Origin of the sequence: Cupriavidus sp. L7L, assembly GCF_004353535.1 — a bacterium.
GTDB classification, from domain to species: domain Bacteria; phylum Pseudomonadota; class Gammaproteobacteria; order Burkholderiales; family Burkholderiaceae; genus Cupriavidus; species Cupriavidus oxalaticus_A.
This window is the reverse complement of record NZ_SMNY01000009.1, coordinates 733,018-748,439: the sequence shown is the minus strand read 5'-3', so window position 1 is coordinate 748,439 and position 15,422 is coordinate 733,018. Positions and strand designations below refer to the sequence as shown.

Genomic DNA, 15,422 nt, shown 5'->3' with positions numbered 1-15,422 from the left:
TTTATTGCACCTGCACCGATCACTTCCGGCAGGAAAGCCTCACGGAATGCTGCGCTGCGCCATTAGATGCCAAGCCTGTACTCGGATCGGAAACCTTCGCTCCATAGGGGGATTCAATTGGAAGCGCCCTCTTGCGCTACCTAGATTGGTGTTCCAGGCCTCAAAACTCGATCCTAGAGAGGTGACTCATGCGGCGAAATGCGAAGACGCGATCCGAACTGATGGCCATCCTGAACCAGTGCCTCGACAACAACCCCGAGTGCGGCGAATGCGAGCTGCACGCGGTGCGAATGCACCAGCCTGACCATACCGGATGCAACTGGAGCGCCGAGGTCGATTTTCGACAGGAATACGTCGAAAACCTCGACAACCAGCTGGCCGCGGCCAAGTCCATCATCGTGGTCATGCGCGAGCATTACAACGTGCTGCAGTAGCCACCGCACCGAATGCCTGCCGCACGTGTCGTGCGGCAAGGCAGCATAAACAAAAAGCCGGGTCAGATGGCCCGGCTTTTTCATCCTGGCGCAACGCCAGCAGCTACCTTCTCAGCGCATCAGCGGATAGCATTGCACTCCGCCACCGCCACCGCCGTCATGTTGACGATGCGGCGCGTGGTCGCCTGCGGGTTCAGGATGTGCACCGGCTTGGCCGCGCCCAGCAGGATCGGGCCCACGGTCACGCCCTGCCCGCCCGTGATCTTGAGCAGGTTGAACGCGATATTGGCGGCGTCCAGCGTCGGCATCACCAGCAGGTTGGCGCTGCCGGCCAGCTGGGTCGACGGCAGGAAGTGGCGGCGCACGTCTTCGTCCAGGGCGGCATCGCCTTGCATCTCGCCTTCCACTTCCAGGTGCGGTGCCGCCTTGGCCAGGATCGCGGCAGCCTCGCGCATCTTGCGCGCCGACGGGCGGGTCGAAGAACCGAACATCGAGTGCGACATCAGCGCGGCCTTGGGATGCAGCCCGAAGCGCCTGATCTCCTCGGCGGCCAGCTGCGCGATCGCGGCCAGTTCCTCGGCGGTGGGATCGTCGTTGACGAAGGTGTCGGTGATGAACAGCGTATGCTTTTCAAGCATCAGCGCGTTCATCGCGGCGAACACCCTGGCACCCGGCGCCAGGCCGATCACGTCGCGCACATGCTCCAGGTGCGCCTCGAAGCGGCCGACGGTGCCGCACAGCAGCGCGTCGGCGTCGCCCATGTGCATCAGCATGGTGCCGATCAGCGTGTTGGAGCGGCGCAGCGCCACCTTGGCCATGTCCGGCGTGACGCCGTCGCGGCCGCGCAGCGCGTGGTAGGCCTCGTGGTAGGCGCGGTAGCGCGGGTCTTCTTCCGGGTTGACCAGATCGAAGTCCACGCCCGGCTTCAGGCGCAGGCCGGCCTTCTCGATGCGCATCTGGATCACGTGCGGACGGCCGATCAGGGTCGGGCGTGCCAGCCCTTCGTCGACCACGCCCTGCACCGCGCGCAGCACGCGCTCCTCCTCGCCCTCGGCATAGGCGACGCGCTTGGGCGCGGCCTTGGCGGCCGAGAACACCGGCTTCATGATCAGGCCGGTGTGGTAGACGTAGGTCGACAGCTGCTGGCGATAGGCTTCCAGATCCTGGATCGGACGCGTGGCCACGCCGGACTCTTCAGCGGCCTTGGCCACCGCCGGCGCGATCTTCTCGATCAGGCGCTGGTCGAACGGCGTCGGGATGATGTAGTCGGGGCCGAACTTCAGCTCGCGGCCACCGTAGGCGGCGGCCACGGCCTCGTTCAGCTCGGCTTCGGCCAGATCGGCGATCGCCTTCACGCAGGCCAGCTTCATCGCTTCCGTGATCTTGGTCGCGCCGCAATCGAGCGCGCCGCGGAAGATATACGGGAAGCACAGCACGTTGTTGACCTGGTTCGGATAGTCCGAACGGCCGGTCGCGATGATGCAGTCCGGGCGCGCGGCCTTGGCCACTTCCGGGCGGATTTCCGGCTCGGGGTTGGCCAGCGCCAGGATGATGGGCTTGTCGGCCATGGTCTTGACCATGTCGCCGGTCAGCACGCCGGCGGTCGAGCAGCCCAGGAAGACGTCCGCGCCCTTGACGATGTCAGCCAGCGTGCGCGCCGAGGTGTCCTGCGCGTAGCGGGCCTTGTTGGCTTCCATGTTGGCGTCGCGGCCAACGTAGATCACGCCCTTGGAGTCCACCACGGAGATGTTCTCGCGCTTCACGCCAAGGCTGACCATGGTGTCCAGGCAGGCGATCGCCGCGGCGCCGGCGCCCGACACCGCCATCTTCACGGTGCCGACGTCCTTGCCCACCACCTTCAGGCCATTGAGCAGCGCCGCCGTCGAAATGATGGCCGTGCCGTGCTGGTCATCATGGAAGACGGGGATGTTCATGCGCTCGCGCAGCTTCTGCTCGATATAGAAGCATTCCGGCGCCTTGATGTCTTCCAGGTTCACGCCGCCAAGCGTGGGTTCCAGCGCGGCGACGATCTCGACGATCTTGTCCGGGTCGCGTGCATCCAGCTCGATGTCGAACACGTCGATGCCGGCGAACTTCTTGAACAGGCAGCCCTTGCCCTCCATCACCGGCTTGCCGGCCAGCGGGCCGATGTCGCCCAGGCCCAGCACGGCGGTGCCGTTGGTCACCACGGCCACCAGGTTGGCGCGCGAGGTGTATTCGGCGGCGGTAGCGGGATCCTTGGCGATTTCCTCGCAGGCGTACGCGACGCCCGGCGAGTAGGCCAGCGACAGGTCGCGCTGGTTGGACAGCGCCTTGGTCGCCGTTACCTGGATCTTTCCCTTGGTGGGACTGCGGTGGTATTCCAGTGCAGCGAGGCGCAGTTGCGCTTCAGGACTGTTCGGGGCATGTTGCGGTGCATCACCGCTGTTCTGGCTGCTCATTGGCTCGTCCGGAAAATGGCCCGGCCGGAAGCGCCCTTCTCCCGCCATGATTCGTATCGGCCGCAATCGGGAGAAGGACCGGAAGCGAAAAAACATCTGGCAGCGAAACTGACGATCCCGACCACGAAGGCTCGGAAAAATCGAGCAGTCATTCTAGCCCACGGCTTCGTGCAAAGTGCCACCAAAGCCAGTCCGGAAGCCGTTTTTTGGTCGGAATGTTCCAGTTAAACAGCTTTTACCAATGGGTATGCAATGAACGTGCAGAAGCATGCCTCTGCACGCAATTGCACGCAGCTCGGTTTTTGCGCTATTTCTGCGGCTTTTCGACTTCCAGCGTGACCCGCCGCGGCCGCCCGCTGTCCCCCGGAAAGTCCGCGAAGGCGCTGCGGATCAGGTATGGCATCGTCGCCGGCAGGCTGCCGTTCTCGGTCTGGTTCTGCGCCGTGACCTGGTAGACCCGCTTGCCGCTGGCAGCGTCCCTGAAATAGACGCGCAGGTTAGAGAACAGCACCGGCACGTCGCGCACCACCGTCTGCGGCGGCCAGTAGCCCGGTCCCCACGGGCCCCACGGCCCCCATGGACCCCACGGGCGGTAATAGCCGGGCCCCCAGTACGGCCCCCAATAGGGCCCCCAATAGGGCCCCCACGGGCCATACCAGGGATCGGGATAGACCGTCTCGGCCACGCGCACGATGCCGGGCGCGGCGTCGTAATCCATGCTGATGCGGTAGCGCGCCTGCTTCTCCGGCACCTGTTCGTAGCCGGCGTCGTACAGCGCCTCGGCCAGCCATTGCTCGTAGGTCTGGCGGTCCAGCTGGCCCGCCTGCTCCGGCGTGCGCTCGAAGCTGTAGGTGCGCGGCGCATCGTTCTGCCAGCCGGGCTGCCGGAAAGCGGTGACATCGGTCACCACGGTACTGGCGCAGCCCGACAGCAGCAGCGCCAGTAGCGCCAGCGCCCAGAGGCCCGGGATTCCCATGGAGCAGGCATTTTTTCTTTTTTCATCGCCGACACCGCCTGAGCGCCGCCACATAGCTACCTCGCTTTCCACTCTCAAAATCGTCCTGCGTGTCGCTGAGACCACGCGGCGCCGGCGGAATTCCCGCTTGCCCGGGCGCGGCTGCTGACAATGAACTCCCACCCCCTTGGCTACAATGAGGACTTCGGCGCCATGCTTCGCCCGCACGCGCATGGCACCCTCCCCAACGGTCTTCCGAAGACAGGATCCCTCCATGCTGCGCACCGACACGCCCGTTACCGTCTATCGCAAGGACTATACCGCGCCCCCGTTCGCCATCGACCATGCCGACCTGGTGCTCGATCTCGATCCCCAGCGCACCGTCGTCACCAGCACGCTGCGTTTCGCGCGCCAGCCCGGCGGGGCCGCCGACGCGCCGCTGGTGCTGTGCGGCGACGAACTCGAACTGGTCGGCGTCAGCCTGGACGGCAAGCCGGTGGCCAACGCCACCCAGGACGCCGGCACGCTGACCATTCCGGGGCTGCCCGCGCAAGGCTCGCTCGAGATCACGACCGCGTGCCAGCCCGCGGCCAATACCACGCTGTCGGGCCTGTACGTGTCCAACGGCAACTTCTTCACCCAGTGCGAGGCCGAGGGCTTCCGCCGCATCACCTACTTCCTTGACCGCCCGGACGTGATGGCGACCTTCCGCGTCACGCTGCGCGCCCGTCGCGACGCCTACCCGGTGCTGCTGTCCAACGGCAACCTGGTCAGCAAGCAGGAGCTGCCCGACGGCCGCCACGAAGCCGTGTGGGAAGACCCGTTCCGCAAGCCGTCGTACCTGTTCGCGCTGGTGGCCGGCAAGCTGGAATGCATCGAGGAGCGGATCCAGTCCGCCTCCGGCAAGGACAAGCTGCTGCAGGTCTGGGTCGAGGCGCGCGACCTGGACAAGACCCGCCACGCGATGGACTCGCTGGTGCATTCGATCCGCTGGGATGAACAGCGCTTCGGGCTGGAACTCGATCTCGACCGCTTCATGATCGTCGCCGTCGGCGACTTCAACATGGGCGCGATGGAGAACAAGGGCCTGAACATCTTCAACACCAAGTACGTGCTGGCCAATGCGGAAACCGCCACCGACACGGACTTCGCCAATATCGAGGCGGTGGTCGGCCACGAATACTTCCACAACTGGACCGGCAACCGCGTGACCTGCCGCGACTGGTTCCAGCTGTCGCTGAAGGAAGGCCTGACCGTGTTCCGCGACCAGGAATTCTCCGCCGACATGATGGGCTCGGAATCGGGCCGCGCGGTCAAGCGCATCGAGGACGTGCGCGTGCTGCGCCAGGTGCAGTTCCCCGAGGACGCCGGTCCGATGGCACACCCGGTCCGCCCCGACAGCTACGAAGAGATCAACAACTTCTACACCGTCACGGTGTACGAGAAAGGCGCCGAGGTTGTGCGCATGTACCAGACCTTGCTGGGCCGCGACGGCTTCCGCAAGGGCATGGACCTGTACTTCCAGCGCCACGACGGCCAGGCCGTCACCTGCGACGACTTCCGTGCGGCGATGGCCGATGCCAATGGCCGTGACCTGGCGCAGTTCGGCCTGTGGTACAGCCAGGCCGGCACGCCGGTGGTGACCGCGCGCACCGCGTGGAACGCCGACGACGGCAGCCTGGCGCTGACGCTGACGCAGCGCTGCCCCAAGGTCGGCATCGAGACCCGCGCCGGCACGCCCGAGAAGCAGCCCTTCCACATCCCGTTCGCGCTCGGCCTGCTCGGCGCCGACGGCAAGGACCTGCCGCTGCAGCTCGAGGGCGAAGGCGCGCCCGGCGCGACCACGCGCGTGCTCGACTTCACGCAGGCCGAGCAGACCTTCCGCTTCATCAACCTCCCGCGCGGGACCGAAGCGCCGCTGCCCTCGCTGCTGCGCAATTTCTCCGCACCGGTGATCGTCGATGCCGAGTACACCGACGCGCAGCTGACCTTCCTGCTGGCGCACGACAGCGACGCCTTCAACCGCTGGGAAGCCGGCCAGCGCCTGGCCACGCGCGCGCTGCTGCAGCTGGTCGCCGACGTGCAGGCCGGCCGCGAGCTCAGGCTCGACCCGGCGCTGGTGCAGGCCATGCGCGCGGTGCTGACCGACGACACGCTCAACCCCGCCTTCCGCGAGCAGGCGCTGGTGCTGCCCGCCGAGGCCTACCTGGCCGAGCGCATGGGCGTGGCCGATCCGGCCGCCATCCACCGCGCCCGCCAGTTCATGCGCGAAGGCCTGGCCCGCGCGCTCAAGGCCGACTGGCTGGCCGCCTACGAGGCCAACGCCACGCCCGGCCCCTACTCGCCGGATGCTGCCTCCGCCGCCAGGCGCGCGCTGCGCAACCTGGCGCTCGGCTATTTGGCCGACAGCGGCGACGCCGACATGCACGCGCTGGCCGACCAGCAGTACCAGGCCGCCGACAACATGACCGACCGCTTCACCGCGCTGTCGGCGCTGGTCAACAGCTTCGCGCCCGGGCGCGAGCATGCCCTCACCGATTTCTACGAGCGCTTCGAGGACGACCCGCTGGTGATCGACAAATGGTTCTCGCTGCAGGGCATGCAGCGCGGCAGCGTGGGGAAACAGCCGGGCGGTCCGCACGCCGGCAAGCGCACCATCGACACCGTGCTCAGGCTGATGGAGCATCCGGCGTTCAACCTGCGCAACCCCAACCGCGCGCGCTCGCTGATTTTCAGCTTCTGCTCCGGCAACCCGGCGCAGTTCCATGCCGAGGACGGCTCGGGCTACCGCTTCTGGGCCGACCAGGTACTGGCGCTCGACGCCATCAACCCGCAGGTGGCCGCACGGCTGGCGCGGGTGATGGACCGCTGGCAGAAATACGAGCTGACGCTGCGCGACCGCATGCGCGCCGAACTGGAGCGCGTCGCCGCCAGCACCACGCTGTCGCGCGACGTCCGGGAGATCGTCGGCAAGGCGCTGGCCGCCTGAACCACGGAGTATGTCAGGGAGGCCCCGCAACGCCCCCTTTGCCCGGCCAGGGCCGGCCGGGCATGTAGAATTGCGGCCATCCAAGGAGAACCAACCATGACTCGCATCAGCCTCACCCGCTACCTGGTCGAGGAGCAGCGCAAGCACAACACGATCCAGCCCGAACTGCGGCTGCTGATCGAAGTGGTCGCGCGCGCCTGCAAGGCCATTTCCAACGCCGTCAACAAGGGCGCGCTCGCCGGCGTGCTCGGCTCGGCCGGCACCGGCAACGTGCAGGGCGAAACCCAGCAGAAGCTGGACGTGATCGCCAATGAAGTGCTGCTCGACGCCAACGAGTGGGGCGGCCACCTCGCCGCGATGGCGTCGGAGGAAATGGAATCGTTCTACGAGATTCCCAACCGCTATCCGAAGGGCGAATACCTGCTGCTGTTCGATCCGCTCGACGGCTCGTCCAACATCGACGTCAACGTGTCGATCGGCACCATCTTCTCGGTGCTGCACATGCCCAAGCCCGGCCAGACCGTGACCGAGGCCGACTTCCTGCAGCCGGGCACCCACCAGGTCGCCGCCGGCTACGCCGTGTACGGTCCGCAGACTACGCTGGTGCTGACCGTCGGCAACGGCGTGCACGTGTTCACGCTGGACCGCGAGGCCGGCAGCTTCGTGCTGACGCAGTCCAACCTGATGATTCCGGAAGACACCAAGGAATTCGCCATCAACATGTCGAACATGCGCCACTGGGCCCCGCCGGTGCGCAAGTACATCGACGAATGCCTGGCCGGCGACGAAGGCCCGCGCGGCAAGAACTTCAACATGCGCTGGATCGCCTCGATGGTCGCCGACGTGCACCGCATCCTGACCCGCGGTGGCGTGTTCATGTATCCGTGGGACAAGCGCGAGCCGGAAAAGGCCGGCAAGCTGCGCCTGATGTATGAAGCCAACCCGATGGCGATGCTGGTCGAGCAGGCCGGCGGTGCCGCCACCAACGGCCAGATCCGCCTCATGGACGTGCAGCCGGAAAAGCTGCACCAGCGCGTGTCGGTGATCCTGGGCTCGAAGAACGAAGTGGAACGCGTCACCCGCTACCATCACGAAGCCGAAGGCAAGGCCTGAGCCTCGCCACCCGGCAACAAGACGGGGCGCCAGCTGGCGCCCCGTTTTTCATCCGCCTCCCGCAAGCGGAGCAGGCGCCGCCTGGACGGTAGACCGGCGGATGACACAGGCGACACAAAGGGCTTCCCAAGCCGTAAAAACACTGCTAGTATTGCGGGCTGTTCCAGTTCACCGGAACTTGTTGCCGAAGTAGCTCAGTCGGTAGAGCAGCTCATTCGTAATGAGAAGGTCGGGGGTTCGATTCCTCTCTTCGGCACCAATCAAATCCAGCACTTAGCCCAGCCAGCCCGGTTGGGCTTTGTTGTTTCTGGGTAGCGTGTAGCCAGCAGGCTGCGGTTATTCTGCGCTGCCTGAAGCCGATGCCGAGGGCGTGGCATCGGCAAGAACGTGTGTGGCCACCCAAAGCCAGCCACTTGTCGTCGACCGACGCCTCCACGAGCCGGCTCTGGCCGCTTACGTCAGGTCTCTTCCAACAGTACTTTGGCATCTTGCCAGTCAACGGTATCGAACCCTTCGGTGAAGGTGTCATGAATACCGGCCAGGATGGTGCAGTTCGGCCGCGAAGATCAGGCTCATGGCAAGGGCGAACGGATCAGAGGCCTTGCTGGCCAGCGCCAGCGCTTTCTCGCTGCGCACGCACGCCTGGTCCGGAAAACCAAGAAACCAGAGCGTCCAGCTTAACGTGCTCCGCATATGGAGGGCGAGGTTAGGCGCATGACGCAGAAGTTCGCTGTATGGTTGCCGATCGGGACGGTGCAGTGCCAGCGCCTGCTCCATGTGGGTCCGGGCCCTCCTAAGAGATGGGTTATCGAAAATGCCTGGCCACCAAGACGGTTAAGGTGCATTTGGGGCCGGGCTGCAGAGATGCCTCATCAGCAACACTTCGTTGCGCTTACCCGGCTAACTGCGCACCGGTACGATGCTGAACCGCGAGACACCCTCGGTTGCAGCCATCTCGGCCGCCAGCGAAGCCGGCGATATCGCGCGCGCCTTGTCCGGCGCGACCAGGCTGACGCGCCACACTGCCTGGTTGTGAGCAAAAGTGATGTTCAGGGTGTCGTGCAGCACGCGATAGCCGCGAGCACTTGCCCTGTCGATCAGCAGATCGAAATCAGGCGCTTCTCCGGGTTGGAAAGTCAGCGACAGATCAAGCGTCATACGGCCCGGAAGCCAGGCCTCCAGCCGATGCAGCAGGGACATCGACGCCACGCAGAGCACAGCGAGCAGCAACCCGGCGGCATAAAAGCCCACGCCCAGCAACACGCCTATGGCCGAGGCGGCCCAGATCGATGCCGCGGTCGTGAGGCCCCGGATGGTCATGCCGTCCTTCATGATGACCCCCGCGCAAAGGAAGCCGACGCCGGTGACAACCCCCTGCACGATACGTGTCGGGTCTGCCTGGGCGTGCGCTGCAGCACCGCCATACCACAGCGCCGGGTAGCCGACGAACACCGTCAATGCCGTCGACGCCATGCACACGAGGCCGTAAGTGCGCATGCCAGCGGCCCGGCCGTTGTACGAGCGCTCGTAGCCAACCAGCATTCCCAGCAGCAACGCGCCCGCCAGGTTCAATCCGATGAACGCGTTGGCGGCGAGAAAGCTACCGCTCCAATAGTGCTGCAGATCTCCGATCATGGGGTTTCGCGATCAGGATGCGAGCCAGGCATTCAGCGAGCGCAAGGTTTCCTCGCTCAGCTCGCCGGCCGCGGCGGCAAGACGCAGACGGCCCAGGAGGTAGTCCAGGCGTGCCTGGACCACGTCAAGCTCGGCGGCGAACACGCGCTGCTGCGCGTCCAGCACGTCGGGTTCCGTACGGGTTCCCACGTCACGGCCAAGCGTCGTCGCCGCGAGCGCGCTACGCGCCGAAGTCAGCGACTGCTCGAGTGCGGCGACGCGCGACACGCCCGTTTTCACCGAGAGGAATCCGTCCTGCACCTGCAGGCGCACGTCGCGCCGGGCGGCGGCAAGCTCCTGTTCCGCCTGGCTCTTCCGCGCAACGGACTCCCGCTCGCGCGAATCCAGACCGCCGCCCGCGTACAGCGGAATGTTGAGCTGCAAGCCGACCGTCGCGGTGCGGGTGTTGCTGGGTGCAACCCAGGGAGCCAGGTTGCCGCTCTGCCCTTGTGCGCCATAACGTGCCACCAGCGCAACGGTCGGGCGGCTGCTGACGCGGTACTTGTCGATCTCCATGCCGGCAATGTCGAGCTCCGACTGCCTGGTCTTCACCAGGTAGCTCTGCTCTTCCCCCCTTGCCTGCCACGCCGTGAGATTGTCCGGTTCCGGCGGCCGCGGCGCGAAACCGGGCGCCAGCGCGCTGAGGTGATCGGGCGGCATGCCGACGGTTTCCTGGAATCGCGTGCGTCGTTGCTCCAGCGCGGACTGCGCCGTGACTTCGCGACTCTCCACCCCATCCAGGCGCGCCTGGGCTTCATGAAGATCGGTGATCTTGCCCTGGCCGACGTCGAAGCGGGCCTTGGCGCGGTCGCGTTGCTGCCGCAAGGCCGCCTTCTCGGCTTGCACCACACGCAGCGTTTCCTCGCCCAACACCACGCCGAAGTATGCCTCGGCCACCCGCAGGGCCAGATCCTGGCGAGACTGGTCGAACTGCGTCTGCGCCAGGTTTGACTGCTCGCGGAACTGCTTCCTCGTTGCTACCGCGGTCCTGTCGTACAGCGGCTGAACCAGCACCACGCCGGCCTGCCGCGACGTTCCCGAGCTATCACTGGCTACCAGCGGCGCGCCGTCGACCGGCTGGTTGCCAGACGAACGATTGTTGATCCTGTCCAGTGCTGCCTGGAGGTTTACGCGGGGACGCAGCAAGGCGTCGCCCTGCACTGCCTTTTCCCTCCCCGCCGTGAGCGCATCGTTTGCAGCGAGGCTCGTCGGATCGTGCGCCAATGCTTGCTGATAGGCCGTCACGAGATCGATAGCGCCCGACTCTCCGGCGTTTAGGAACAGCATGCAGCCCAAAGCCACTTGCGCGGCCCGCAGGCCCATACTCAATCTTTTCATCGAAATCACTCTCATCGTCACATTGCGATCAGACGGTCGCAGGACGCTTTGCGCGGTACCAGGTCGCATACAGGGCAGGAAGGAAGACGAGGGTCAGCACCGTGGCAACGGCGAGCCCACCCATGATTGCCCACGCCATGGGACCCCAGAACACGGAATGGGTAAGCGGCACCATCGCCAGGATCGCCGCCAGGGCAGTCAGCACGATCGGGCGTAGCCGTCGGACCGCCGCCTCCACGATGGCCGTCCACAATGGGACACCCGCGGCCACGTCCTGGTCGATCTGCACGACCAGAATCACCGAGTTGCGGATGATCATTCCGGCGAGGGCGATAACGCCTAACATGGCGACAAAACCAAATGGAATCCGGAACGCGGCCATGATGATGCTGACACCGATCAGTCCGAGCGGCGCTGTCAGCAAGACCATCGCCATCTTTCTCATATCCTGCAGTTGAATCATCAGCAGCAGGAGCACCGCGATGATCGTCACAGGCATCACCGCGAAAACAGAAGCCTGAGCCTTCGCACTCGATTCGTAAGCGCCACCGATCTCGATGCCGTAGCCGAGCGGAAGTTCTTTTTCCAGTGCGTCGATCTTCGGCTGCAGTGCACGCGTGACGTCGGGTGCCTGCGCCCCCGCGATATCGGCACGAACCGTCAGCGTCGGCACGCGGTTACGCCGCCACAACTCGCTGTCCTCGCTGTCAAGCGTGAGTCGGGCCACCTGCGAGACCGGCACGAACTTGCCGTCGCGGACGTAGATCTTTGCGTCCTTCAGGTTGTTCAGGTCCGTGCGTTCCGCCGCGACGAGGCGCGACACCACATCGATACCCTGGTCTTCCTCGCGGTACTGCGTGATTGGCGTGCCCGACAGCGAAGCCTCAAGGGCCTCCTTGATCTGGCCTGAGCTGACACCCAGTGCACGCGCCTTGTCCTGGTCGACGTCGACCTGCAAGCGCTTGACGCGTTCGCCCCAGTCCTGGTTGACCTGGCGCACGTGCGGCTCTTCGCGCATGATTGCGGCCAGTTTCTGCCCGATTGCGCGTACTTTGGCGTTGTCCTGCCCGTACACTCGGAACTGCACCGGGTAACCGACCGGCGGACCGTTTTCCAGTCGATTGACGCGGCCGCGCACATTGGGGAATTTTTCGTCGAACAGCTTCTCGAGCTTCTCCTTCACCCGCTCCCGTGCCTCGCCGCCCTTCGTCATCACCAGCATCTCGCCCAGATTCAGATTGGGCGTCTGCACGTCGAGGGGCAGGTAGAATCGCGGCGCACCGTTGCCAACAAAGCTGGTCACCGCCGCAATGTCCGGATCGCCCTTGAGCAGGCCTTCCAGCTTCTGGACCTCGCGTTGACTCGCCTCGAACGTCGAAGCCTTCGGCATCCACAGGTCCACGATGAGTTCGGGACGGTCAGATGCCGGAAAGAACTGCTGGGGTATTGCCTTGAACAGCAGCAGTGAGCCGATGAACGCAGCAACCGTGATGCCGAGCACCCACACGCGCTGCTTCAGGCAGAAGTCGATGAACCGGCGGAACCTGACATAGAAGCCGCGCTGGTAGACCGCGTCCTCGTCATGCGAGGCGTGCGCATGCTCATTCAGGAGCTTGAAGCCGATGTAAGGCGTAAAGAGCACTGCCACGATCCATGACAGCACCAGCGAAATGCCCACCACCTGGAACAGGGAGTACACATATTCGCCCGTGCCCGACTTCGCAAAGCCGACCGGGAGAAAACCCGCCGCGGTAATCAGCGTTCCGGTGAGCATCGGGAACGCCGTGGCGGTGTAGGCGTAGGTGGCGGCGCGGAACTTGTCCCAGCCCTGCTCCAGCTTCAGCGCCATCATTTCGACGGCAATGATGGCGTCGTCCACCAACAAACCTAGCGCGATGATCAGCGCACCGAGCGAGATGCGCTGCAACTCGATGCCCATCACGTACATCGCGAGGAAGGTCATGGCCAGCACGAGCGGGATGCTGAGCGCGACGACCAGCCCGGTGCGCAAGCCCAGCGACAGGAAGCTGACGACGAGCACAATGATCACGGCCTCGGCCAGACTCTTCTTGAACTCGAATACGGAATGTTCGACGATACGCGGCTGGTCGCTGACTGCGTGGATCTGCACGCCCACCGGCAGGTTGGACTCGATGCGCTGGATCGTTTCGTCCAGCTTTGCGCCAAGCCGAATCACGTCGCCGCCCTTGCGCATGCTCACCGCCAGGCCGATCGCCTCAGTGCCATTGAAGCGCATCCTCGAGGTGGCGGGCTCCACAAAGCCGCGGCGGACGTCGGCGATATCGCCGAGGCGGAAAGTACGCTGGCCGGCACGGATGCCGATGGCGCGAATTTTTTCGACTGAGTCGAACTCGCCACTGACAGCCAGCCGTACTTGTTCCGCCGACGTTTGAACCGTCCCGCCGGATGTCACGGCATTGGTTTGTGCGAGCGTCGATGCGATCAGTGCCGGGTCGATACCCAGCGAGGCGAGCTTGGCGGTGGAGACTTCCACATAGATCTTCTGTTCCTGCTTGCCTACCAGGTCGACCTTGTTGACGTCGTCGACACGAAGGAACTCATTACGCGCGGCGTCCGCGATCCGTCTCAGGTCGTCATAGTCGAAGCCATCGCCCGTGATGGCATAGAGGTTACCGAACGTGTCGCCGAACTCGTCATTGAAGAGCGGGCCCTGCGTGCCCTGGGGCAAGGTATGCCGGATGTCGCCCATCTTCTTGCGGACCTGGTACCACACATCCGGCACGGCCTCCGGTGGTACATTCTCGCGCAGGTTGACCTTGACCTGCGTTTCGCCCGGCTTCACATAGGTGGACGTATAGTCAATCTCGGCGACCTCTTGCAGCTTGCGCTCGATCTTGTCGGTGACCTGGTCGGCCATCTGCTGCGCGGAGCTTCCCGGCCAGTACGCCTGCACAACCATGGTCTTGATCGTGAACTCGGGGTCTTCCTTCTGGCCCAGGCTGCCGTATGCCAGCGCACCGGCCACTGACAACAGCAACAGCAGAAACGCCACCATCTGCTGGTGCTTCAGTGCCCATTCGGACAGGTTGATCCCTTTCACTTCACACCTCCCGCCCTGGCGACAGTTACCGCCTCGGCCACCTTCACCTGCTGGCCCGCCTGCAGCATGTGCACGCCGGCACTCACCACGGTCTCTCCGCCCGCCAGGCCCTCAACCACGAGGACGCTGTCGTTCTGCGCCGCACCCAGCCTGACTTCACGCGCGATCACCCGCGACGTCTTCGGGTCGACCACCCATACCTGGCGGCCACGTTCATGATCAACAATGGCGGTCAGCGGCACGCGGACTACGCCGTTGCCGTCCACGTCGGGTGCGATCACCGACGCTGTCATGCCTAACCGCAGCTCCGGATCCGCCTCCTGAATGGAAATGCGCGCCGAGTACGTCCGGGTGACGCTGTCCGCGTCCGGCGCAAGCTCGCGGAGCTTGCCCGTCCAGGACTTGTCCGGTTGCGCCCATACCGTAATCGTCAGCATCGGCGCCTTGCGCAACTCGTCGACGCGCGACTCCGGAATGCTGATCGAAACCTCGCGTTCGCCGTCAGCCGCGACGGTGGCGATCGTCTGCCCGGCTGAAACCACCTGGCCAGCTTCCGCGTTGATTGCGCTTACCACGCCATCGCGGTCGGCTACGAGCGTGGTAAATCCGCGCATGTTGGCATTCAGCTGCTGACGCGCCTGTGCCGAACGCAGTTGTGCTTCCGCCTGGTTAAGCGCCAGCCGCTGCTGGTCCAGCTCGGCTTGCGAAGCAAAGTTCTGGGCCAGCAGTTGCTCGGTACGCTTAACGTCCACCCGCGCCTGGGCTACCCGGCTTCTTGCCGCATCAGCCTCCGCGCCCGCCGCGGCTACCTGCAACGTTTCCTGCGTGGGATCGAGCTGGAACAACGGCTGGCCGCGCTTGACATGGCTGCCGACTTCCACCATGCGCGCGACGATCTTGCCGCTGGTGCGGAATCCCAGCTGACTTTCGTAACGCGCACGAATCTCGCCTGAATAGGTCGCACCGACCGACCCGGCGGTGCGCCCGGCGACCACTGTCCGCACTGGCCTCACGTCCTTGCGTTCGGGTTCCGGACCCGGTGTGCACGCGGCCAGATGTGCCGCGATGATGGTAAGAGCTGCCGCTCGAAGGTTCCTGTTCAATTTCTGCGCTCCACTAAGGTCCGTCGCTCGCCTGCGATTCATCAGCGATCCACGCCACGGACTCGTGCTGGCTTCATTGACGGCAGGCCTGTTCGGGCTTTCGCCCTTCCTGAAAGCCCGAAGTCTACTTCATAATGATTTATTTGTCATGATGACATACAATGTATTTTTGTGTGTGTGAGGACGGGTCGCCTTTGAGGTCCCGGAGCGCAGGAGACGAAGACAGCCCGTGCGCAAAACGACAATGGCGATACGCGAAGTGATGCGACGGAGGCTGCAGATGCAGGAAGACC

At 64.8% G+C, this 15,422-nt stretch carries 10 protein-coding genes and 1 tRNA gene; 4 read left to right on the top strand and 7 right to left on the bottom strand.

Annotation, left to right across the window (positions count from 1 at the left end):
* The first annotated feature begins 188 nt into the window (after positions 1-188).
* Entirely contained in the window at positions 189-434 is a 246-nt protein-coding gene (locus E1J61_RS11350) for a hypothetical protein (protein ID WP_133094122.1), read from the top strand.
* Between the two features lie 119 nt (positions 435-553).
* On the opposite strand, the gene E1J61_RS11345 is transcribed toward E1J61_RS11350, so the two are convergent.
* Positions 554-2,875, bottom strand: coding sequence for an NADP-dependent malic enzyme (locus E1J61_RS11345; RefSeq protein WP_133094121.1), 2,322 nt, complete (start codon positions 2,873-2,875; stop codon positions 554-556).
* Positions 2,876-3,182: 307 nt separating this feature from the next.
* Positions 3,183-3,851 carry a DUF4136 domain-containing protein gene (locus E1J61_RS11340; protein ID WP_243736834.1) on the bottom strand — a complete coding sequence of 223 codons (669 nt, stop codon included), beginning with the start codon at positions 3,849-3,851 and terminating at the stop codon, positions 3,183-3,185.
* Between the two features lie 253 nt (positions 3,852-4,104).
* On the opposite strand from E1J61_RS11340, the gene pepN reads away from it, so the two are divergent.
* The 3 genes from pepN to E1J61_RS11325 all read left to right on the top strand — a co-directional run bounded on the left by pepN (position 4,105) and on the right by E1J61_RS11325 (position 8,191).
* Positions 4,105-6,819 (top strand): aminopeptidase N, encoded by a 2,715-nt coding sequence (gene pepN / locus E1J61_RS11335; protein ID WP_133094120.1) that lies wholly within the window; start codon positions 4,105-4,107, stop codon positions 6,817-6,819.
* Positions 6,820-6,915: 96 nt separating this feature from the next.
* Positions 6,916-7,932, top strand: coding sequence for a class 1 fructose-bisphosphatase (locus tag E1J61_RS11330; protein WP_133094119.1), 1,017 nt, complete (start codon positions 6,916-6,918; stop codon positions 7,930-7,932).
* A gap of 183 nt (positions 7,933-8,115) precedes the next feature.
* A tRNA-Thr gene (locus E1J61_RS11325) sits at positions 8,116-8,191 on the top strand.
* Between the two features lie 266 nt (positions 8,192-8,457).
* On the opposite strand, the gene E1J61_RS11320 is transcribed toward E1J61_RS11325, so the two are convergent.
* The 5 genes from E1J61_RS11320 to E1J61_RS11300 all read right to left on the bottom strand — a co-directional run bounded on the left by E1J61_RS11320 (position 8,458) and on the right by E1J61_RS11300 (position 15,129).
* A complete protein-coding gene (locus tag E1J61_RS11320; protein ID WP_243736833.1) occupies positions 8,458-8,709 on the bottom strand; it encodes a hypothetical protein in 252 nt (83 codons plus the stop codon).
* Between the two features lie 123 nt (positions 8,710-8,832).
* Positions 8,833-9,567, bottom strand: a complete 735-nt coding sequence (locus E1J61_RS11315; protein ID WP_133094118.1) for an MgtC/SapB family protein — start codon at positions 9,565-9,567, stop codon at positions 8,833-8,835.
* A 12-nt stretch (positions 9,568-9,579) separates the two neighbouring features.
* Positions 9,580-10,959, bottom strand: a complete 1,380-nt coding sequence (locus tag E1J61_RS11310; RefSeq protein WP_133094117.1) for a TolC family outer membrane protein — start codon at positions 10,957-10,959, stop codon at positions 9,580-9,582.
* A gap of 13 nt (positions 10,960-10,972) precedes the next feature.
* Positions 10,973-14,026, bottom strand: a complete 3,054-nt coding sequence (locus tag E1J61_RS11305) for an efflux RND transporter permease subunit (RefSeq protein ID WP_133094116.1) — start codon at positions 14,024-14,026, stop codon at positions 10,973-10,975.
* The gene (locus E1J61_RS11300) at positions 14,023-15,129 is read right to left on the bottom strand and encodes an efflux RND transporter periplasmic adaptor subunit (RefSeq protein WP_240745936.1); all 1,107 of its coding nucleotides are present in this window, start codon (positions 15,127-15,129) and stop codon (positions 14,023-14,025) included. Before E1J61_RS11300 ends, E1J61_RS11305 begins: the two co-directional genes overlap by 4 nt.
* Positions 15,130-15,422: the final 293 nt, after the last annotated feature.